Source organism: Weeksella virosa DSM 16922 (assembly GCF_000189415.1).
GTDB lineage: Bacteria > Bacteroidota > Bacteroidia > Flavobacteriales > Weeksellaceae > Weeksella > Weeksella virosa.
Window position 1 is genome coordinate 802,273 of the sequence record NC_015144.1, and the last position, 23,096, is coordinate 825,368.

The following is a 23,096-nucleotide window of genomic DNA, read 5'->3' on the forward strand; positions in this document are numbered from 1 at the left end:
AAAATAATATTTATCATGAGAAAAAATAAACTCCTTTTGTCAACATTTGCATTATTTGCCTCGCACTTACTTTTTGCTCAAGATGCTACCGAAAAAAAAGACACCGTTCGTGAGCTAGAAGGTGTCGAAGTTTTTGGAGATCGAAATAAAAATCAACGCGGATTAGAATCAATCACTCGATTCCCTGTGAATCCGAATGATCAAATCCAAACAATTTCTATCCTCTCAGAAAAACTAATAGAAGATCAAGGAGCGCTAAGCATTACCGATGTTGCACGCAACGTTCCTGGTGTTACTTTGTTTGCATCGTACGGTGGAAATAGAGAATCTATGTCGATTCGTGGTTACCGAGGAACCCCAATTTTACGCAACGGTGTCCGCCAAGACTCTGACTTCCGTACAGCTTCTGGGATAGCTGATATGCAAGGGATAGAATCTGTACAAGTTATCAAAGGTTCTGCTGCCATTACGCAAGGTGTAGGGAACGGTTTGGGAGCTGCAGGAGGAGTAATCAACTTAGTAACCAAAACGCCTCGTTTCGTGAACCAAAGAAATATTGGATTACGTGTAGGATCTTGGAACCAAATAAGAACTACTTTTGATGTACAACAAGTTTTGGATAATAACCGAAAACTGGCTGCTCGATTAACGGGTGCTTACCAACAAATGGATAGCTACAGAGATGTTGTTAACAACAAAAAATTCTACATTCAGCCATCGATTGCTTGGCGCCCAGATAGCAAAACAGAATTTGTTGCCGAAATGGATTATCTAAAATTTGATGGTGTTCCGGATCGTGGTACTGTAAACTTAGGACCAAACAACGTAAATGCACTTTACGATATCGGTAAAAAGTTTTTAGGTTTTGATACTGATTTTGATAAAACAGAAGCCATAACTTACTCTCTTCGTGGTACTCGCCAATTAACCGATAATATAACTGCACGTATAGCCTATTACTCTTCAATAAACGAACGCGATTCGCAAGGTGCTATATTATCATTACCAAGAGGATCTAAGGATTATGCGATTCGTAATCGTGCATTGTCGAGAAGTTTCAAAGACGATAGAAACTCAACCATCCAAGTAGATTTGATGGGGAAAGACTTCCAGTTTGGTATCGTGAAATGGAATTGGCAATTAGGCTATGATTACACCACAGTACGTGTAGATAATAGAAGAGTAAACTTTGGTACTGCAGATAAACCCGTAACAAGGATTGATGTTGATCAAATCAATGTATTGGACAACTTTACTAATCAAATGCCAAACAATTTTGATTGGGGAAAAATGCAATTGAATAATTTTTCTCCATTACAGAAAGATTTCTTCTACGGTTTCATGACCCAACATCATTTAGCGATAACAGATTATGTGAAATTGGTCGGAGCTTTACGCTGGTCATACTCAGGTCAAAATTCAGATGATGTAATCGACCCTATGCTTGGCTTGATGATTTCTCCTACCAAAAACATCAGCTTATTTGGATCTTATACGACAACATCTAGTTTGAGAGGTGCTTCGAATCCTTTACAAAATGGTGGAACAGTAGGTATATCAAGAACCAAACAATTTGAGTTTGGAGTGAAAACAGATTGGTTCGAGGATCGTTTACGTGCCAATGTCACCTACTTCGATATGAATAATGAGAATCTTTCGTATCAAGTTTATGAAGGAACCACTCCAACTGGTTTGTATGATTTGGCCGGAAATCTAAAACGCAAAGGTGTAGAGGTTGAAGTTACGGGACGTCCGTTACAAAACCTACAGGTTATCTTGGGATATGCGTATCTAGATGTACGATATAATAATTCTCCGTCGTATGTAAACGGATCACGTCCTATGAATGCTCCTTATAATACGGCAAATGCTTGGTTGCAATACAAATTCAGAAATACCAATAGCTTTATTGATGGTTTATCACTTTCTGCAGGTGTTTATTATGTTGGTTCTCGTCCGACCAACGAGTTTACAAAATTACCATTTATCCATGATACAGATCCTAACACAAAACCATTCAACATGCCAGAATACACAACGCTAAATGCACAAGTTGGTTACTCGCTGAAACGTTTTGACTTCCGTTTGTTCTTCAACAACATTACAGACGAAATCGGATACAACTCATATTTCCGCGGAGGATATATCAACCAAATAGATCCGTTTAATATGGCTGGACAAGTTATTTTTAAATTTTAACCCTCATCCATAAATAGTTTTTAATCAAAAAAAGGGGAGCCTCATGTAAGCTTCCCTTTTTTTATTTGCGTGATATTTTTTAACTTTCGAAAAATATTTTTATATGAAAACAACAAAACAGCTTAGTTTCCTTTTAGTATTTCTTATGGGCTGTATGATGGTTTTTGGGCAAGCCAATAACGAAATCCCTAAGAAAGTGCCGACCTTTGAATACATCAACCTTCTGAAAGAGAATATTTTTTCTGATAAAAATCTTCCTAAAAAAGGACAAACTCTTTTTATTTATTATACCACAGAATGTATTCACTGCCAAATAGCTGTGCAACATATGAATGATAATTCAGAAAAATTCAAGAACACCAATTTGATATTTGTTTCTACCTACCCAAAAGATAAAGTGCTAGAGTTTTTTGATATTTATGGTGAGAATTTTAAGAATGCTAAAAATGTAACGCTTCTTTTGGATTCGAATGATGAGTTTATTTTCAATTTCAATCCACAATCCTTCCCTTCTTTCTATCTGTATGATAAGGATAAAAACTTGGTAACCTACAAGAAGGGCTCTCTCGAGTTTCGTGATTTATTTTCTTACTTGAAAAAATAAAGTCTTACCGAAAACCTAAAAAAGCCGTTCTGAAAAATAGAACGGTTTTTTCTTTATAGAGTATAATTAATGTATCAATGCAATATTCATTAGAAAAATATAGCAAGCCTACATTCTAATTATATTTTGGTCTAAAGAGAACTTAGTACAAAAGCTATAATTCGTTTTACTAGTATAATTAACATTGAAAAAACTCTGCTACCAGATGAACATGTGCAAAACCAATTGTATAAACTGGTTTCGATGATCGATTACAAAAGTAGTAGTGGTATTTTAGAAAATATCGATTATTATCATAATAACAAAACCCGCACAGTAATCTGAGCGGGTTTTATTTGTATATAAGAAATTATCTTATTCGCTTAGGATTTAGTTTCCTCCTTCTTCTAATTTCTTTTTAAGAGCAGCTAACTCATCGATATCTCCTAATGTAGAAGTTTCGATTTTATTATTGTTTTCCGCTACTTTTTCAGCTTGTTTCGCTTCTTCTTCGCGGAATATTGCGGTATGAGAAACTACTACACGACGGAATTCTTTGTTGAATTCAATTACTTTGAATTGAGCTTCTTCTCCTTTTTTGATACGAGACCCGTCTTCTTTTTCTAGCGTGCGAGCAGGAGCAAAAGCTTCTACGTCAACATCGTCAAATTGTACAGTTGCACCTTTATCAAAAACATCAACTGCTTTTCCTGTATGAACAGTTCCTACAGCATATTTCTCTTCGTATTTATCCCAAGGGTTTTCTGTCAATTGTTTGTGACCTAAAGATAAACGACGTGCTTCTACATCCAACTCAAGAACTACTACGTCTAAAATATCGTCTACATTCGTAAATTCTGATGGGTGCTTGATTTTTTTCGTCCAAGAAAGATCAGAGATATAAATTAATCCATCTACACCTTCTTCTAATTCTACGAATACTCCAAAGTTTGTGAAGTTACGTACTTTACCTTTGTGTACTGATCCTACAGGATATTTGGCTGTAATATCTGTCCAAGGGTCTGTAGATAATTGTTTGATACCTAAAGACATCTTGCGCTCATCACGGTCTAATGTTAAGATTTCTGCTTCTACTTCATCTCCTACTTTTACAAAATCTTGTGCAGAGCGTAAGTGTGTAGACCACGACATTTCCGATACGTGGATTAAACCTTCTACACCTGGGGCAACCTCTATAAATGCTCCGTAATCAGCTAATACAACTACTTTACCTTTTACACGATCACCAACTTTCATGTTCGGATCTAGAGCATCCCATGGGTGTGGCTCTAATTGTTTGATACCTAATTGGATTCTTGATTTGTCTTCGTCGAAATCTAAAATCACAACATTGATTTTTTGTCCATCTTCTAAGATTTCTGACGGATGATTGATTCGCGACCAAGAAAGGTCTGTGATGTGGATTAAACCGTCAACACCTCCCAAGTCTACAAATACTCCATACGAAGTGATGTTTTTCACTTCTCCTTCTAATACTTGACCTTTCTCTAATTGAGCAACAATTTCTTTTTTCTGCTCTTCGATATCAGCCTCGATAAGTGCTTTGTGAGAGACAACAACGTTTTTGAATTCTGGGTTGATTTTTACAACTTTAAACTCCATCGTTTTCCCTACATATTGATCATAGTCACGGATTGGTTTCACATCGATTTGCGATCCTGGCAAGAATGCTTCGATTCCGAATACGTCTACAATCATACCACCTTTTGTACGAGCTTTGATATATCCGTTAACTATCTCTTGTGTATCATGTGCATTGTTCACTGCAGCCCAAGCATTCAATGTACGTGCCTTACGGTGAGATAGAACTAATTGTCCGTTTTTGTCTTCACGCTGATCAACCATTACTTCCACTTCATCGCCAACTTTAAGGTCGGGATTGTAACGGAATTCATTTAAAGAAATAACTCCTTCAGATTTGAAATCGATATCCACAATCGCTTCCTTATCTGTTAAACGTACAACTTTACCTTTAAAAACTTCTGTTTCTGATAGGTCTTCTAAAGTATCATCATACATTGCTTCTAGTTCGGCTTTCTCTTTACGATCTGCTTCACCTAAACCAGACTCAAAAGAATCCCAATCAAATTCTTCTTGAGGTACGTTAGCGTTTACTAAATTTTCTACTTTAGGAGTTTCAAGAACTTGCTCTTGAATTTCTTCTTTTTTTGTCTCTTTCGACATAAAATATTCATTTGTATCTCAACATTTTAGACTCGAACCACCGTGGCAACTAAGTATTGAGAGGTGTTAATAATAATTAATATAAATATACTCGGTTCGATTAGCCACTAAGCGGATGCAAATTTACAACATTATTTTTAAATTTTATGTATTATTTTGATAATGAAAGATTTTAGTATGTTTTATGGCAAAAGATGGAGTAGTTTTTGCAAGAATATATCAAAATTTATAACCAATACAGAATATGGATAGTGTAAAAAAACTGAAACGTTTTTCTCAAGTTGCACAAGTTATCTCGAAGTATGGATTAGAAGAGTTAATTGCTCGATCGAACATAGAAACACTTACACCTAGTTTTTTTACGAGATGGAATCCTAAAGCGCGCAGAATTTTCGAACAAAATATATATGTAAGATTTCGATTAGCATTAGAAGAATTGGGTCCTACCTATATAAAACTCGGTCAATTAATCAGCAATCGAAAAGATTTAGCATCACCAGAAATGATTGCAGAATTGCAAAAATTACAAGATAATGTACAACCAGAAGAGATGGATATTGAAAAAAAAATTGAAGAAGAATTTTCTTTCCCCGCTTCTAAATATTTTCAATCGATTGATAAAAAACCAATTGCTGCAGCTTCTATCTCACAGGTGTACAGAGCAAAATTTCATTCTGGTGAAGAAGTTGTCCTCAAAGTAAAAAGAGAAAATATAGAGCAAATTATCGATGCCGACTTAGCTATCCTTAGAGATATTACCCAATATCTAGAAAAAAATTATGAAAAACTACGCAAAAAAAACATCAAACATATTTTACAAAGCTTCGAAAATTCTTTAAGAAAAGAACTTTCCCTTACGAATGAATACCAAAATATAGAGCGTTTTAGACATAATTTTATTGTTTCACCCGATGTGTACGTTCCTTTAGTTTACCCACAAATTAGCAATAATAATATATTGTGTATGGAATTTATTAGTGGTCGCAAAATCAATGAGAAAGATAAAATAGAGGCCATGGGATATGATCCTAAAAAAATTGTACTAAAAGGACTTGATATCTATGTGAAACAAATTTTAGAAGATGGATTTTTTCATGCAGACCCTCATCCTGGTAATATTTTTTTACTCGAAAACGGTAAGATAGCTTTTATCGATTTCGGATCGATGGGATATATAACAAATCTCGATAAGCAACGATTAGAAGAGATTGTCATTAATTTTGGATTTAAAAATGCACATAAAATAATTCGAAACCTGAAAAAATTAGCAATTTCGCATTATATCGAAGATGAAAACCAATTGGCACGAGAAATTATCGATATTATCGATTATATAGAATACAATACCATAGATACTATCGACATACAAGTAATTATCAGAAAAATAAACCAAATACTGAATACAAATCACATACTTTTGCCAGAATTCATCTATATACTTTTGCGCGGAATCGCACTTATAGAAGGAGTAGGTCGACAACTAGATGCCAATTTAAATCTACAAAAAGCCATCCAACCCTATGCTAAAAAAATAGCAAAAGAAAAGCTACACCCTAAAAATATTACTCAAAAGACGATTGAGAAAATCAAAAATTCAAAAGATTTAATAGAAGATATACCCGAAGATTTATCAAAACTAATCAATAAAATACTTAACAATCAATTTGGTCTTAATTTTCATATTCAAGACCTCCCAAAAATTGAGCATTTAGTCAAAAACAGTATAAATAAGCTCGTTTTAGCTATCCTTACATTAACCTTTGGATTAGGATCATCTTATCTTTCTTCAACAGAAATCTGGCCCATGATAGGAGGAATTCCTTTATTAGCATGGATAGGATTCGCCTTATCAATATTCACAGCATTAAATATTGTTATGCTTATTATACGAAATAAATAAACTAATTCACGGTAGGATGAAGTAGAAAAGATAGTTCTTAAGTTAAAACCTACAAGCTGATGCATTGATTCATCGAATAATACATTCATTGATGGAGGTAGGGGATATTACACAATAAGTAATAAGTTAAGTTAAAAACAAAAAAATCCTTACCCAATAAAAGGATAAGGATTCTGTAATAAAAACTGGCGACGACCTACTCTCCCGCATTAGCAGTACCATCGGCGCATGCAGGCTTAACTTCTCTGTTCGGAATGGGAAGAGGTGAGCCCTGCAGCTATAATCACCCAAATATTGTTTGATATACTGAAAATTTTTAAACAATAGAGATAATCAATAAAAAATATTGTGTATTAACGCTTAAGATTAACAAAGACAACCAATTAGTTGTGTATAACTTAACAAAAAGTCTATGGGTAATTAGTACTACTCGACTTTGACATCGCTGCCTTTACATCTGTAGCCTATCAACGTGGTAGTCTTCCACGACCCTTTAAAGAAGTCTTATCTTGCGGCGAGTTTCGCACTTATATGCTTTCAGTGCTTATCTCATCCAAACGTAGCTACTCAGCAGTGCACCGGGCGGTACAACTGATACACCAGAGGTTTGTTCAACACGGTCCTCTCGTACTAGAGTCAAGTCCGCTCAAACTTCTAACGATCACAACAGATAGAGACCGAACTGTCTCACGACGTTCTGAACCCAGCTCGCGTGCCACTTTAATGGGCGAACAGCCCAACCCTTGGGACCTTCTCCAGCCCCAGGATGTGACGAGCCGACATCGAGGTGCCGAACCTCCCCGTCGATGTGAGCTCTTGGGGGAGACTAGCCTGTTATCCCCGGAGTACCTTTTATCCTTTGAGCGATGGCCCTTCCATACGGAACCACCGGATCACTATGTCCTGCTTTCGCACCTGATCGACTTGTTGGTCTCACAGTCAAGCACCCTTATGCCATTACACTCTACGCACGGTTACCAAGCGTGCTGAGGGTACCTTTGAAAGCCTCCGTTACGCTTTTGGAGGCGACCACCCCAGTCAAACTACCCACCACGCAATGTCCTCCTAAAAGGAGTTAGGCTTCAGATAAATAAAGGGTGGTATTTCAACAACGACTCCTTAACACCTGGCGATGCTAATTCATAGTCTCCCACCTATCCTACACATTATTTACCCAAAGTCAATACGAAGCTATAGTAAAGGTTCACAGGGTCTTTTCGTCCCGTTGCGATTAACCGGCATCTTCACCGATACTACAATTTCACCGAGCTCGTGGTTGAGACAGTGCCCAGATCGTTACACCATTCGTGCAGGTCGGAACTTACCCGACAAGGAATTTCGCTACCTTAGGACCGTTATAGTTACGGCCGCCGTTTACTGGGGCTTCAGTCAATTGCTTCGGTTACCCTAACAACCTTCCTTAACCTTCCAGCACCGGGCAGGTGTCAAGCCTTATACGTCATCTTTCGATTTTGCAAAGCTCTGTGTTTTTGATAAACAGTCGCCTGGGCCTTTTTACTGAGGCTCCGCCGGAGCGGAGCGACCTTTCTCCCGAAGTTACAGGTCGATTTTGCCTAGTTCCTTAACCACGACTCACTCGAGCGCCTGAGGATACTCTCCTCGATCACCTGTGTCGGTTTACGGTACGGGCTGCTTCTCTCGCTATTTCTTGGAACAAAATTCTTAGGATTATCACGCCAGCCGAAGCCTTTGTGTACTATCCCTACTTTACGTAGGTTCAACGTACTATTCCGTCAGTACGCACCTAATACATTCATCCGTCACTTTTATTGAGAGCAGGTACGGGAATATTAACCCGTTTGCCATCCACTTCCCCTTATGGGTACATGTTAGGACCCGACTAACCCTAAGCTGATTAGCATAGCTTAGGAATCCTTGATCTTACGGCGAATCAGTTTCTCACTGATTTTATCGTTACTCATGCCTACATTTTCTTTTCTATAAGCTCCACAAATCTTTACAAAATTGCTTCAGCGCCGATAGAATGCTCCCCTACCACTACATAATAATATGTAATCCATAGCTTCGGTAGTATGCTTATGCCCGATTATTATCCATGCCGGATCGCTCGACTAGTGAGCTGTTACGCACTCGTTAAATGAATAGCTGCTTCCAAGCTAACATCCTAGCTGTCTGGGCAATCCAACCGCGTTTTATCAACTTAGCATACATTTGGGGACCTTAGCTGATGGTCTGGGTTCTTTCCCTCTCGGACATGGACCTTAGCACCCATGCCCTCACTGCTTAGAAACATATATTAGCATTCGGAGTTTATCAGGAATTGGTAGGCGGTGAAGCCCCCGCATCCAATCAGTAGCTCTACCTCTAATATACTTAACTAAACGCTGCACCTAAATGCATTTCGGGGAGTACGAGCTATTTCCCAGTTTGATTGGCCTTTCACCCCTACCCACAGGTCATCCCAAGATTTTTCAACATCAACGGGTTCGGTCCTCCACTTTGTGTTACCAAAGCTTCAACCTGCCCATGGGTAGATCACAAGGTTTCGCGTCTAATACCTCTGACTATACGCCCTATTAAGACTCGCTTTCGCTACGGCTGCGCACCTGAAGTGCTTAACCTTGCCAGAAACATTAACTCGTAGGCTCATTATGCAAAAGGCACGCCGTCACCATAAATAGGCTCCGACCGCTTGTAGGCGTACGGTTTCAGGTTCTATTTCAACTATCTTCTCGATATACTTTTCACCTTTCCTTCACAGTACTAGTTCACTATCGGTCTCTCAGGAGTATTTAGCCTTGGAGGATGGTCCCCCCATATTCAAACAGGATTGCACGTGTCCCGCCTTACTCGATATCAATCATATAAGCCTTTCACGTACAGGACTATCACCTTCTACGGTTAACCTTTCCAGGTTATTCTGTTAAACTTATATAATCTTATGGGCTAATCCGCGTTCGCTCGCCACTACTGACGGAATCTCAATTGATTTCTTTTCCTATGGGTACTTAGATGTTTCAGTTCCCCACGTTCGCCCCTATTTAATAGGTGTCAGGCCTTCAACCTGACGGGTTGCCCCATTCGGAAATCTGCGGATCGAATCGTATGTGCCAATACCCGCAGCTTATCGCAGCTTATCACGTCCTTCATCGCCTCTGAGAGCCTAGGCATCCGCCGTACGCCCTTTGTAACTTTTTTTCTCAAGTGGCCTTCTATAAAAATTTTAAATATTAATGAATAATTCATAATAAATTGATTATAAAAAACCTGTAGTACACAACTAATTGTCGTGCTTGTTAATCTTACTCGTTAATTATTTTTTTCGATTTATCGTTTTATCGTCTTCTATATGCTTACTATATTTAAATCAATTAAATAATAATTAATTATAGTAATTATTCCAGTATGTCAATGAACTTCTTCTATATCTTGATAGTAAATTACAAGATCTATTGTGGAGAATATCGGAGTCGAACCGATGACCTCCTGCGTGCAAGGCAGGCGCTCTAGCCAGCTGAGCTAATTCCCCTCTTTTTAAGTGTTAACCTCGTAGTCTCAGGCAGACTCGAACTGCCGACCTCTACATTATCAGTGTAGCGCTCTAACCAGCTGAGCTATGAGACTCTTTCTAAACTCTAAAAAGAGCGGTCTTGTTTTATATATACATCCAACATAAATATAAAATATACCAATAAAGAAAAAAACCAAGCAACAAATAGGTTGTTACGTAACTAACACATCGTATATACTCTAAATATGAGATGTTCCAGCCGCACCTTCCGGTACGGCTACCTTGTTACGACTTAGCCCTAGTTACCAGTTTTACCCTAGGTAGCTCCTGTTACGGTCACCAACTTCAGGTACCCCCAGCTTCCATGGCTTGACGGGCGGTGTGTACAAGGCCCGGGAACGTATTCACCGCATCATGGCTGATATGCGATTACTAGCGATTCCAGCTTCATAGAGTCGAGTTGCAGACTCCAATCCGAACTGAGACCGGCTTTAGAGATTCGCATCCAGTCACCTGGTAGCTGCCCTCTGTACCGGCCATTGTAGCACGTGTGTAGCCCAAGACGTAAGGGCCGTGATGACTTGACGTCGTCCCCACCTTCCTCGCGGCTTACGCCGGCAGTCTCATTAGAGTCCCCGTCTTTAAACGCTGGCAACTAATGATAAGGGTTGCGCTCGTTGCAGGACTTAACCTAACACCTCACGGCACGAGCTGACGACAGCCATGCAGCACCTTGCATTCTGTCCGAAGAAAAATCTATTTCTAAATCTGTCATTATGCATTTAAGCCTTGGTAAGGTTCCTCGCGTATCATCGAATTAAACCACATGCTCCACCGCTTGTGCGGGCCCCCGTCAATTCCTTTGAGTTTCAATCTTGCGATCGTACTCCCCAGGTGGGATACTTATTACTTTCGCTTAACCACTGAGCCCGAAAACCCAACAGCAAGTATCCATCGTTTACGGCGTGGACTACCAGGGTATCTAATCCTGTTCGCTCCCCACGCTTTCGTCCATCAGCGTCAATATAGACTTAGTAACCTGCCTTCGCAATTGGTATTCTGCGTAATATCTATGCATTTCACCGCTACACTACACATTCTAGCTACTTCAAACTAATTCTAGATCAACAGTATCAATGGCAGTTCTATCGTTAAGCGATAGGATTTCACCACTGACTTATTGATCCGCCTACGGACCCTTTAAACCCAATAAATCCGGATAACGCTCGCACCCTCCGTATTACCGCGGCTGCTGGCACGGAGTTAGCCGGTGCTTATTCATATGCTACCTTCAACTATCCAACTCGTGGATAGGTTTATTCACATATAAAAGCAGTTTACAACCCATAAGGCCGTCATCCTGCACGCGGGATGGCTGGATCAGGCGCTAACCCATTGTCCAATATTCCTCACTGCTGCCTCCCGTAGGAGTCTGGGCCGTGTCTCAGTCCCAGTGTGGGGGATCTCCCTCTCAGGACCCCTAAAGATCATCGACTTGGTGAGCCGTTACCTCACCAACTATCTAATCTTACGCATGTCTATCTTATAGCGATAAATCTTTCAAAACTAAATGATGCCACCTAGCTTTATATACGGTATTAATCCGAATTTCTCCGGGCTATCCCATTCTATAAGGCAAGTTACATACGCGATACTCACCCGTACGCCGCTCTCAATTATCCGAAGATAATCTACCGCTCGGCTTGCATGTGTTAGGCCTCCCGCTAGCGTTCATCCTGAGCCAGGATCAAACTCTCCATTGTAATATAAATTTCTTTATACGATACTGAAAAGCTACTCCAACTCTAATTGACGTTTGCTTGGCTTTATTTTTTCTTCTTGTTATATTGTGTCAAATAAACTCCTCAGTTGTTACGCATCACAAAAAAAATACCTTATTTTTCGTAAGCGAGTGCAAAGATAAGAATTAAATTTAATCTAACAAAAGTTTTTGAAACTTTTTTTTGATTTTTTCAGAAGCCTTAACTCCTTCGACTTAATCCCTATATCCGCAATTTCAAAAAACCCTTACACAACTACTCTTCTCGTGTATTGGGAGTGCAAATATATGAACTCTAAAATGAATTAAACAAATAAAAAATAACCTTTTTTTAAAGTTTTGTTCATATTACCTAAATATCAAATACTTACATCCTGAAATATTTCTAACTAAACCCTATTTCATCCTATCTCGAAAAGTTTTTACAATTTCTTTGTAACCTTTAGTTACCTCTTGCATCTTATAATTAGAACAACAAAGCGTGAATTTACTGAAGCGACATAATAATAAAGAAGCAAAACAAGTTGCAAGCCTGAAAACCGGATGTGCAAAAGCACAGAAAGAGGTTTTTGATTTGTATTCGCCCAAAATGCTAAGTATTTGCAAGGCGTACATCAGTGATTTTCATTATGCAGAAGATTGTTTGTTGAATGGATTTTGCAAAGTATTCAATAGAATCGAGCAGTTTCAGGAGAAAGGAAGTTTTGAAGGTTGGATAAGGAAAATAATCGTCAACGAATGTTTGTCCTTTATAAGAAGCAATCAGACGTTGTTTTTTTTGGACGAAAGTTTTTTGCCTCCGATCAGTGAAACCATAGATGATGAAGATATTTTCGAGTTTGATGTTCATCAACTTTTGGCATAACTGGATTATCCGTATCGATTGGTTTTTAATCTGTATGTGCTCGAGGATTATTCTCATCAAGAAATTACAGACCAACTCAACATCACGGTAAACACGAGCAAAACCCAACTACATCGCGCGAAAGTTAAACTAAAAGAAATCGTCACACACCTCAACTACATTCGTCATGAAAAAGGATAAATTAGACCTATATATAAAGAAGCAACTAGAAGAAAGCACCATTGAGCCCAGCAAAACTGCTTGGAATCGACTGGAAGCGAGAATGGAATACTCTACCAAAACGACCCAAAATTTCTCTATGGTTTGGATGAGCGCAGCAGCGGTAATTGTTTTTGGAGTGATGATTGGATTATTTTGGATGAATAAGCAAACCGAAATCCAGCCGATGGAACTTACCCAAGAGAAGAAAACAAACGAAATCATCAACAATAGCGAAACAAAACCTACAGAAAAACAAGTTTTTCATCCTACCGAAAACTTTGTCAGTTCGACTGAAAAAAGCGAGCCGAAAGAAAACTCACATCCGAATCTAAAACAAAAACCAGAAGAGGAAGTATTGCTTTCGACTACCACCGAGTCACATGAACAAAGCAAAGATTCGTCGAACATCAAAATAGAAGTCGGAAAAGAACAAGAAAAACTTTTGGTGCATTCGTCGAGTGAGCAATCGTCTAGCGAGAATCCTCAGAAAGAAAAAAAGAAAAATTATGTTGATCCAGAAATGCTTTTGTATTCGATAGAAAATAAACAAAACATCGAAAAAAGCACAACACAAAGCGGGAATGCATTCATGATTTACAACTTCAATCGATAAAAGAAAAATTACTAATAAATAAAAAAATAAACCCGAGAATATGATAAAAAAATTTATTGTACTAAGCATGCTGTGTCTTTTTGGTATGCAAATAAATGCGCAAAGAATTTCGATTGACCTGAACAATGAAAAGGTGTACGATGAAAAAGTGAGTCCGAAAGTGAAAGAAGAAATCGAAGTATTTTCTACACAAATCAAAGATATTGTGAATAAAGAGAAAGTAAAAATGGATGAAGAAATTGCAAAAGTAAATCTGCAATTATCGGAAAAGAAAATCACGGAAACACAAGCAGACGAAGAAAAAAAGGCGATTGCCGAACGTTATGCAGAACAAATCAATACCAAAATTACTTCTTTAGGATTTGACTTGGACGATGTGATAAAAAAGCAAGTGAATTATGCGATCATGGGAAAAACAGAACCTTTGAGCGAAAAAACAATTTCTAATCTGAAAAAGAAATATCGTTCGGTAAACGAACTCAACGGTTATATGTCTTGGGGAATTATGAGTTTTGCCAACAATGACAACGAAAAACTCAACCAACATCTTGGCTTCTCGAGCAACTTAGAAGCTGGCTTGGTGTATCATCGACAATTCAACCGAACGTCTCCTTTCGAACTATTGACAGGTTTGGTCATGTCTTGGCGAACAATCCGTTTTGATGATAATCGCTACCTAACAAGAGAAGCGGACGGAAACGTAGATTTAATAGCTTCGACCGAATCGCTGAGCAAAAGTAAATTACGCGCCACTTACCTTATGGTACCTATTGGCGTAAAATACCACATGACTAGCAAATTGAAAGCGATTGGTGATGATTTTCAATATCGAAACATCAATAAAGGGCTTGCAGTAGGATTTAATCTCTACGGCGGTGCGAAAATATCCAACAATAATATCGTGAAAAGCGATCTGATAAAACAACGAGATAAAGACACCAATTACAACCTAAATCCTTTTGTTTACGGAGCTCAAGTAACACTTGCATTGAATTCGGTTAATATTTTTGCTCGTCAAGATTTCAGTTCATATTTCAAAGATAATACTTTCGATGACCGTAGAATGCTTCAATTTGGTTTGAATTTCGGTTTTTAGAAAAATTCGTTTTTAATCAAAAAAGTTCTTCATCTCTGAAGAACTTTTTTGCTTTTTATTATTTTTTTTGATTTCTAATAATCAACAATATATGTTGAACCATTAACACAGACCCAATGCATAGTAAGAATGTAAAACCAGTGTAAATGACAATTGTTTTGAAATCTGAACCAATCTGATTGAACAATATCCACCCCACCACAGTTCCTATAATTTGCATCACAGCACTTTGTAGGCCAATCGAATTTAATTGTTTCCTTTCTTTGGCTCGAAATCCCATAAAAAGCTGGTATAGCACTGGGAGAAGCAAGAATACAAAAACGAGTATATTCATCTAAAATGTTATTTTTTTGATTATTTTTTTTAAACCTTCATCTCTTTCATCATTTGTTCAACAACTTCGTAAGTTGCTGGACAAATCAAATTGTTTTTGAGGGTTAAATGATTGATTTGATGAAACTTCTTACGGTCTGTATGCGGATATTCTTTACACGCTTTCGGTCGATCTTCGTACACCAAACAATAGTTTTCTGAATCTAAAAACGGACAAGGCAATTGTTGTAACACATAATCATTATCCTCATCTATTCTAAGATATTTCTCGATGAACAGACTTGGTTTCATTCGAAAAACTTTTGCCAAACGTTCGATATCTTTTTGGGTAAAAAGCGGTCCGGTCGTTTTGCAACAATTTGCACAAGACAAACAATCTATCCGATCGAAAACTTCATCATGTATATTTTGCATCTGCTGATCCAAATTCTTGGGTGGCTTCTTTTTTAGCTTTGCTAAAAAAGCTTTGTGTTCTGCCTGCTTCTGACGTGCTTTCTGGTAGTATTCTTCTAAATTCATGCAATAATCTCAATCGGTTCATCCCCTCCTATCATCTGGAGAATTTCCAACAGTTATGCTCTTTTATAATTATTTAATTTTACTAGAATGATTAGTTCGCTTTTTTTATTTCATTAGGATGATTTACTCCTCTCAATCTACAAAACTCATTGATCACCGCATGGTGAGAAACTGTCTTATCTTTGAAATAATTCACAAAATAATGCTTCTCTTCTTCAGTTGCCTCTAATTGATTCAAGATATTCATCAAATGCATTTTCATGTGTCCTTTTTGGATTCCTGTTGTGACCAACGAGCGTAGTGCACCAAAATTCTGAGCCAAACCTGCAACAGCAATAAAGCCCATCAATTCTTTGGCATTTGGTTTACCTAAAATATCCAACGCTAATTTCACCAACGGATGCAAAGAAGTTAATCCACCAATTGTGCCAACAGCTATAGGCAAATCGATCCAAAACCTAAAAATTCCATCTTTCACTTCGCAATGCGTCAACGACGAATATTTACCATCTTTCGCAGCGTATGTATGCGCACAAGCTTCCACCGCTCGGAAATCGTTTCCGGTTGCAATCACTACTGCATCACAACCATTCATTATTCCTTTATTATGCGTTGTTGCACGGTAAGGTTCTATTTCTGCAATGCGAACTGCTCGGGTAAATTTCTCAACAAACTCTTCGGCCAAAACGTTTCCGTCTTTTAGTTCTTCTACCGCACAAGAAACCTCTGCACGTACGATACAATCGGGTGTATAATTCGATAAAATACACATCACAACTTGTAGAGAATCTTTTTCTTCGGCAGTAAATTCGGTTGCCATAGCCATTTCGTTTTCCATGGTTTTAGCAAATTGTTCTAAACACGAATTGATGAAGTTAGCGCCCATCGAATCTACCGTTTCGAATGATGCTTTGAGTTGGAAATAATCTTCTAACTCATCTGTTTTATCAACAAGTTCTATCGACATAATTCCCCCTCCACGAGCGCGCATATTGTGGGTAATCTCGTTGGTTTCTTCGATTAGTTTTTCTCGCAAATGTTTTTCGAAAAAGGACGTTAATTTTTCTTTATTTCCTGTGAACATAAAATGTACATGTCCTAATTTAGTGGTCGATAAAACCTCTGTTTTGAATCCGCCACGATTCAACCAAAACTTAGCCGCTTTTGAGGCAGCAGCAACGACAGAAGACTCTTCAATCGCCATAGGAATTGTATACAGTCGATTATTGACAAGAAAATTAGGAGCAAGACCGAAAGGCATATAAAAATTAGAAACAGTATTTTCCGAAAACTCGTCGTGCAATTGTTGCAAAGCTTCGTCTGTATTCCAGTATTGCTTAAGAGTTTCGATGGCTTTCTTTTCTCCTTGTAGAAATTCGTTTACCAACCATTCTATCTTTCCTTCTTTAGAAAGCTTCGAGAAGCCTTCGATCGGTTGTTTGTTCATAAAGGTGTTTTTTTTATGCAAAAATAAGAAGTCTCTTTCAATTAGATCAAAACTATAAAGACTTATTATTCTATTCAAATCCAATGCTAAAATTAGAACATTAAACTATGATATCCATGATATTTTTATATATTTGATAGTTTCTAAAGAATTTTCTAAGACAAATGATGAAAAATATTCTGACCATATTTTGTTTCATTTCTGCCGGCTTATATGCTTACGGACAAACAATTACTGTAGACAAAATCTACACTGGTCGATACTCTGAGAAAGGATTATACAACATTTTACCCATGCAAAACGGTGAAGATTACACCACGTTAACGTCGCAAGGAATCCTAAAAAATGCTTACACAAAAGTGGCAAACAACTCTACTGCGAGCTATGAAATTACGGGAAAATACGATAACTACACTTATTCTAAGGACGAAAGATACATTCTTTTACAAAGCAATACGAAGCCAATTTACCGAAGATCGTTTACTGCTACGTTCGAGGTGTATGATAAACAAAACAAGAAAAAAGTAAAAGTTTTTGGTGGTAAACCCATTCAAGAGCCACTTTTATCGCCCGACAACAGCAAGATTGCTTTTGTGTACGAAAATAATTTATACTACCAGAATCTAGATAATTTACAAACGACTCAAGTTACACAAGACGGAGAAAAAAATAAAATTATCAACGGGATAAATGATTGGGTTTGGGAAGAAGAATTTGGCTTTGTTCGCAATTTCGATTGGAATAGTGACGCTTCTGCTTTGGCTTTTGTTCGTTTGGATGAGCAAAAAGTGAAAGAAGTTTCCTTACCGATTTATTACAACAATTTGTATCCGAAAGAAATGCGATTCAAATACCCAAAAGCAGGAGAAGATAATTCATTAGCGAGTTTGCATGTGTATCATTTAGCCGATAAAAAAATAACGACTGTTGATCTTTCTTCGGTAGAAAATTATTATCTCCCAAAAATAAAATTTACTCCTCAAAAGGATGTACTTTCGGTGGTGAGCAGTAATCGTCATCAGAACAAAGTCGATATTTCGCTGTATTCGCTAAAAGACAATAAAATCCAAAAATTATTTACCGAAACCGATAATGCATGGATAGAAACCGATCAGCTCGACTTAGAATTTTTGCCCGACAATTCTTTTATTTGGGCTTCTGAGCGCGACGGAAATCGTCATTATTATTGGTATAATGCCAAAGGAAAACTCATCAATCAAATTACCAAAGGAGATTGGGAAGTGACAGATTTTTATGGTTTTGATGAAAAAAGCAAAACTTTGTATTTTCAGGCAAATGCATTTAACGGAAAAAGAACTTCTACCGAAAGACAAATTTATTCGATTGAGATGAACGGTAAAAATCTCAAAATGCTTTCGAAAGAGGTTGGGACAAACTCGGCTCGTTTCAGTGCAGACTATCGTTATTTCATTCAAACATTTTCATCGGTTAATCAACCAAAAATCATCAGTCTTATCGAGACTAAGAGTGGAAAAAATTTAGGAACGATAATCGACAACTCATCTATAAAAAATGTATATGCAACAGACAATGCCGGTAGCAAAGAACTTTTTACTTTGACAGCGGCTAATGGACAAGATCTCAATGCATATATCATAAAACCAAAAGATTTCGATCCTACCAAAAAATACCCTGTACTAATGTATCAATACAGTGGACCAGGCTCTCAGACAATCGCAAATACATGGCACAACGCAAATGATCAATGGCACATGCTTTTGGCACAGAAAAGTTATTTGGTTGTAGCTGTAGATGGGCGTGGTACTGGTTTCAGAGGTGCGAAGTTTAAAAAACAAACCTATTTACAACTAGGGAAATACGAGGTAGAAGACCAGATTGCAGCCGCACAAGCTTTGGCAAAATTACCCTATATAGACGCTTCGCGTATCGGAATTTGGGGTTGGAGTTATGGTGGTTTTATGGCATCGAATGTATTGTTCAAGGGTAACGACACCTTCAGGATGGCTATTGCAGTTGCTCCGGTAACCAATTGGCGATTTTACGACACAGTGTATACAGAACGATTTATGAGAACTCCACAAGAAAACACCAGTGGTTATGATGATAACTCGCCAATAAATCATGTGGATAAATTCTTGAAAGGAAACTTGCTTTTGGTGCATGGAACGGCCGACGACAATGTTCATGTACAAAATACATACGAACTAGCAGAAGCATTGACTCAAGCCAACAAACAGTTTAGTATGCATATTTATACCGATAAAAACCACGGAATTTATGGTGGAAAAACGCGTATACAACTATACGATATGATGACCAACTATATCCTCGAAAACTTATAAGCTCATTGCATAAAAACTAATTCTCACCCAGAAAAAAGCTTTAACCCATTAATCCACAATAGTTTTCGAAACAAAAAATAAAAATCAATAATATAAATTTAATATAATGAATGAGGATAAGAATTTAATTAGCCATCTACACAAATTGGGAATGGACGAAAAAATGGTCAATGGTCACCCAGCAGGTTTATTTGTATTGTTCTTCACCGAAATGTGGGAGCGATTTAGTTATTACGGGATGCGGGCTTTACTCACCCTTTTTCTCATTAGCACTATTGCAGAAGGTGGATGGGAGTGGACGCGTGAAGACGCAATGCATCTCTACGGCTGGTACACAGGTCTTGTTTATCTTACCCCATTGATTGGTGGTATGATTGCAGACCGATTAACCGGTGCTAAAAAAGCTATCTTACTTGGTGCACTGATTATGACCCTAGGGCATGCTTCGATGGCCCTCGAAGGCGTAGCCAACACCTTTTTCTATATCGGTTTAGCATTGATGATTTTAGGTAACGGGCTATTCAAGCCAAATATTTCATCTATGGTCGGGAACTTATACCCAGACAATAGCCCGAAAAAAGATGCCGGTTACACTATATTCTACATGGGAATCAACGCCGGAGCTTTCATCGGAATGATGCTTTGTGGGTATATCGGTGAAAAAGTTGGATGGCATTACGGATTTGGTTTAGCAGGTGTTTTTATGTTTTTTGGTATGATGCAATTCTACTTTGGCCAAAAAATATTCGGAATCACCGGCGAATCACCTGCCGAAGTAAAAAAATTCCAGGAACAAAAAGTAGCTAATCATGAAGAAGAAGTAGAAATCCCTACACCAGCAAATGTTGTACGTGATCGATTAATTGTAATCGTAGTACTCATGTTGGCAAGTATCGTTTTCTTCCTTGCATTTGAGCAAGCCGGAGGTTCTATGTCTATCTTCGCCAAAGATTACACACAACGCGTACTCGATGGACATGCTGCAACCACCTTCAAATGGGTCGATGCAATTCTCACCATCTTACCGATTGCTATAGTAACCGTTGTATTGAGTGCATTAGCTAAGAAAATTTACAAAGAATACCCACTAACCATTATATTTACAGGTATTTCTTTCGCCATAATTTGGGCACTAGGTTTATGGAAAATCTGGAAAGAGTTCGGTGCTGAACAAACCGAAGTTGCTGCATCGTGGTTCCAAATCCTAAACTCTTTATTTATTATCACCTTGGCATCAAGCTTTGGAAAGTTCTGGGAAAAGGTTTGGAATCCTTCTGGCCCAATAAAATTTGCCTTGGGACTTCTACTGGTAGGACTTGGTTTTGCGATTTTAGCCTACGGATCGATGTCTATTCCGCAAGGAGCTAAAACAGCTTCTGTTAGTATGCTTTGGTTAATCGTTGCCTACTTCTTCCACACCTCTGGAGAATTGTGTTTATCACCTGTAGGATTATCGTATGTATCGAAACTATCGCCCAAAAAACTACTTGGTCTATTGTTCGGATGTTGGTTCGGAGCTTCGGCTATCGCTAATTTCATCGCAGGACTATTAGGATCGACAATTGATAAAATTACGGCTGAGTATTCGATGTCATTTTTCTTTATGATTTTTGCTATCGTACCAGCTATTACCGCCTTGATATTGGTATTACTCAACCCAATGCTAAAACGCATGATGCACGGGATTAACTAATCAAAACACTTCTCATAAAAGCCTCCCTAGTAGAGGCTTTTCTGTATAATCGGAAAAATATCACTTAATTTGGCAACATTAACATCAAAACAATATGGAAGAAAAAAAAACTATTTGGGGAACCTTAGGATCTTTCAATAAAAACTTCTGGACAGCAAGCTTCATGGAACTTATGGAGCGTTGGGCTTGGTACGGAATCTACACCCTTTTTGGTTTATACTTGGTAGGATCAACAGACGATGGAGCTTTAGGATTTAATCACATCCAAAAAGGTAGCATCATGGGAAATATTGTAGGAATTCTCTACTTTCTTCCACTGTTTTTTGGAGTTATTGCCGATAGAATTGGCTACAAACTCTCGCTAATTATTGCATACATCATCTTGATTATCGGATATTATTTACTTGGCGAAGTTACTTCATACTGGAGTGTGTATATGGTTTTCTTATTGGTAGCAGTTGGAGCAGCTTTCTTCAAACCTGTAGCTTCGGCCATTGTGGCTAGAAACACCAACGAAGTCACCGGGACTATGGGGTTCGGGATTTTTTATATGATGGTAAATATTGGGGGCTTTATTGGGCCGTCTATGTCATCCTACCTAAGAACAACTTATGGCTGGAAGCTAATCTTTATACAGGCAGCTATTGTAATAGGAATCAATCTTTTAGTAGTTTTGTTTTTTTATAAAGAACCAAAAGTTGAAAGACCCAAAGAATCGATTGGGAAAGCTTTGAAAGATTCTGTCTTGAACATTTTCTTAGCCCTAAAAGATAAAAAACTAAGCATTCTTTTAGTCTTGATGATTGGTTTCTGGACAATGTTCAATCAACTCTTCAATACATTGCCAAATTTTATCGAGGATTGGGTAAATTCGAGTGTAATTAGCCATTGGATCAATGCCAATTTACCTAGTATAGCCAACACTTTTACCGAGAACGGACAAGTTAAACCCGAATGGTTTACCAATATAGATTCGTTTATGATTATCATGCTGCAAGTAAGCATCTCTTTCTTGGTTATCAAAATGAGTCATTTACAAGCTATGATTCGTGGAGCAATTATAGCCTCTATTGGTGTTGGACTAACATTTTACACGCACAATGTTTGGTTTACAATTATAGGAACAATGATTTTTGCAATCGGTGAAATGATGTCGAGCCCAACGCTATCGTCTTTCATTGCCTTGATTACACCAAAAGGAAAAGAAGGACTTTACCAAGGAACCTATTTCCTCCCAGTGGCAGCCAGCTACTTTGTTACCAAATTTATCTCAGGAGATCTTTACCAAGCTTGGTCGGATAAACTTTCTCTTCTACAGCGAGAAATGAAACAACGCAACATCGATATGCCCAATGTCGTGAGTAAAGAAGAATATATAGAGTCGGGAGCAAAAGCGCTCAATATGTCTATTACTGACTTCGAAAATACTTTCGGAATCAAGGAAAATAATTTGGATTGGATTTCTATCGGACAAAAAGTTAACGAATTTGGTTTGCAAAAAGGTATCGATGTAAGTCACTTACAATTGCCTTTCTCTAAAAACGATTATTTTACCCTGGCAGAACAAAAACTAGGTATGGATCATTGGCAAGTAGTCGAAATGTTGTGGACGACATATCAACCCAATAAAATTTGGATGGTTATTTTTGGGATAGGATTATTCTCGGTAATATCTTTAACTATCTACGATCGCTTAGTCATTAAACCAGCCGAAAAAAATAGGCAATTAACAACTAAAAAATAAACAGAATTTATTAATATTCGACAAATAACTCACATGTTTTTCATATGAGTTATTTTTTTTACAAAAAATCTTCCTATTTTCGAGCATTCAAAATAAAATAG

General features: G+C 37.8%; 13 protein-coding genes, 2 tRNA genes and 3 rRNA genes. 10 read left to right on the forward strand and 8 right to left on the reverse strand.

The window, feature by feature from the left end:
- Positions 1-15 precede the first annotated feature (15 nt).
- Together WEEVI_RS03975 and WEEVI_RS03980 are read left to right on the forward strand one after the other, a co-directional pair.
- Positions 16-2,199, forward strand: a complete 2,184-nt coding sequence (locus WEEVI_RS03975) for a TonB-dependent siderophore receptor (RefSeq protein WP_013597882.1) — start codon at positions 16-18, stop codon at positions 2,197-2,199.
- A gap of 103 nt (positions 2,200-2,302) precedes the next feature.
- The gene (locus tag WEEVI_RS03980; protein ID WP_013597883.1) at positions 2,303-2,803 is read left to right on the forward strand and encodes a TlpA family protein disulfide reductase; all 501 of its coding nucleotides are present in this window, start codon (positions 2,303-2,305) and stop codon (positions 2,801-2,803) included.
- A gap of 369 nt (positions 2,804-3,172) precedes the next feature.
- Here WEEVI_RS03980 and rpsA read toward each other — a convergent pair whose 3' ends face one another.
- A complete protein-coding gene (gene rpsA / locus WEEVI_RS03985) occupies positions 3,173-4,987 on the reverse strand; it encodes a 30S ribosomal protein S1 (RefSeq protein ID WP_013597884.1) in 1,815 nt (604 codons plus the stop codon).
- 244 nt (positions 4,988-5,231) lie between these two features.
- On the opposite strand from rpsA, the gene WEEVI_RS03990 reads away from it, so the two are divergent.
- Entirely contained in the window at positions 5,232-6,887 is a 1,656-nt protein-coding gene (locus WEEVI_RS03990) for an ABC1 kinase family protein (RefSeq protein WP_013597885.1), read from the forward strand.
- A gap of 183 nt (positions 6,888-7,070) precedes the next feature.
- On the opposite strand, the gene rrf is transcribed toward WEEVI_RS03990, so the two are convergent.
- The 5 genes from rrf to WEEVI_RS04015 form a co-directional block, all read right to left on the reverse strand.
- A 5S ribosomal RNA gene (gene rrf, locus WEEVI_RS03995) occupies positions 7,071-7,178 on the reverse strand.
- 109 nt (positions 7,179-7,287) lie between these two features.
- Positions 7,288-10,067 (reverse strand): 23S ribosomal RNA (locus WEEVI_RS04000).
- Positions 10,068-10,324: 257 nt separating this feature from the next.
- Positions 10,325-10,398: transfer RNA gene (locus WEEVI_RS04005), tRNA-Ala, on the reverse strand.
- Between the two features lie 21 nt (positions 10,399-10,419).
- Positions 10,420-10,493: transfer RNA gene (locus WEEVI_RS04010), tRNA-Ile, on the reverse strand.
- 130 nt (positions 10,494-10,623) lie between these two features.
- A 16S ribosomal RNA gene (locus WEEVI_RS04015) occupies positions 10,624-12,143 on the reverse strand.
- The 16S, 23S and 5S rRNA genes sit together here with 2 tRNA genes alongside, the layout of an rRNA operon.
- A 498-nt stretch (positions 12,144-12,641) precedes the next feature.
- On the opposite strand from WEEVI_RS04015, the gene WEEVI_RS11480 reads away from it, so the two are divergent.
- Genes WEEVI_RS11480 through WEEVI_RS04030 form a run of 4 tightly spaced genes read left to right on the forward strand, consistent with a single transcriptional unit; the run spans position 12,642 to position 14,935 of the window.
- Entirely contained in the window at positions 12,642-13,025 is a 384-nt protein-coding gene (locus WEEVI_RS11480) for an RNA polymerase sigma factor (protein WP_232013429.1), read from the forward strand.
- A gap of 18 nt (positions 13,026-13,043) precedes the next feature.
- Positions 13,044-13,205: an RNA polymerase sigma factor gene (locus WEEVI_RS11485; RefSeq protein ID WP_260181944.1), complete on the forward strand. Its 162-nt coding sequence runs from the start codon at positions 13,044-13,046 to the stop codon at positions 13,203-13,205.
- Complete coding sequence (locus WEEVI_RS04025; RefSeq protein WP_013597886.1) at positions 13,192-13,839, forward strand: hypothetical protein; 648 nt, start codon at positions 13,192-13,194, stop codon at positions 13,837-13,839. Before WEEVI_RS11485 ends, WEEVI_RS04025 begins: the two co-directional genes overlap by 14 nt.
- A 40-nt stretch (positions 13,840-13,879) precedes the next feature.
- On the forward strand, positions 13,880-14,935 hold the full coding sequence (locus WEEVI_RS04030) for a hypothetical protein (RefSeq protein ID WP_013597887.1): 1,056 nt from the start codon (positions 13,880-13,882) through the stop codon (positions 14,933-14,935).
- 363 nt (positions 14,936-15,298) lie between these two features.
- Here the strand turns inward: WEEVI_RS04030 and WEEVI_RS04040 are convergent, their stop codons facing one another.
- Both WEEVI_RS04040 and WEEVI_RS04045 read right to left on the reverse strand, forming a co-directional pair.
- On the reverse strand, positions 15,299-15,787 hold the full coding sequence (locus WEEVI_RS04040) for a YkgJ family cysteine cluster protein (RefSeq protein WP_013597889.1): 489 nt from the start codon (positions 15,785-15,787) through the stop codon (positions 15,299-15,301).
- A 91-nt stretch (positions 15,788-15,878) separates the two neighbouring features.
- Complete coding sequence (locus WEEVI_RS04045; RefSeq protein WP_255356388.1) at positions 15,879-17,255, reverse strand: hydroxymethylglutaryl-CoA reductase, degradative; 1,377 nt, start codon at positions 17,253-17,255, stop codon at positions 15,879-15,881.
- Between the two features lie 143 nt (positions 17,256-17,398).
- Here WEEVI_RS04045 and WEEVI_RS04050 point away from each other — a divergent pair, with 143 nt between their 5' ends.
- The 3 genes from WEEVI_RS04050 to WEEVI_RS04060 all read left to right on the forward strand — a co-directional run bounded on the left by WEEVI_RS04050 (position 17,399) and on the right by WEEVI_RS04060 (position 22,995).
- Positions 17,399-19,558 (forward strand): S9 family peptidase, encoded by a 2,160-nt coding sequence (locus tag WEEVI_RS04050; RefSeq protein WP_013597891.1) that lies wholly within the window; start codon positions 17,399-17,401, stop codon positions 19,556-19,558.
- 106 nt (positions 19,559-19,664) lie between these two features.
- Entirely contained in the window at positions 19,665-21,251 is a 1,587-nt protein-coding gene (locus WEEVI_RS04055; protein WP_013597892.1) for a peptide MFS transporter, read from the forward strand.
- 94 nt (positions 21,252-21,345) lie between these two features.
- A complete protein-coding gene (locus WEEVI_RS04060) occupies positions 21,346-22,995 on the forward strand; it encodes an MFS transporter (protein ID WP_013597893.1) in 1,650 nt (549 codons plus the stop codon).
- The last annotated feature ends 101 nt before the right edge of the window (positions 22,996-23,096 follow it).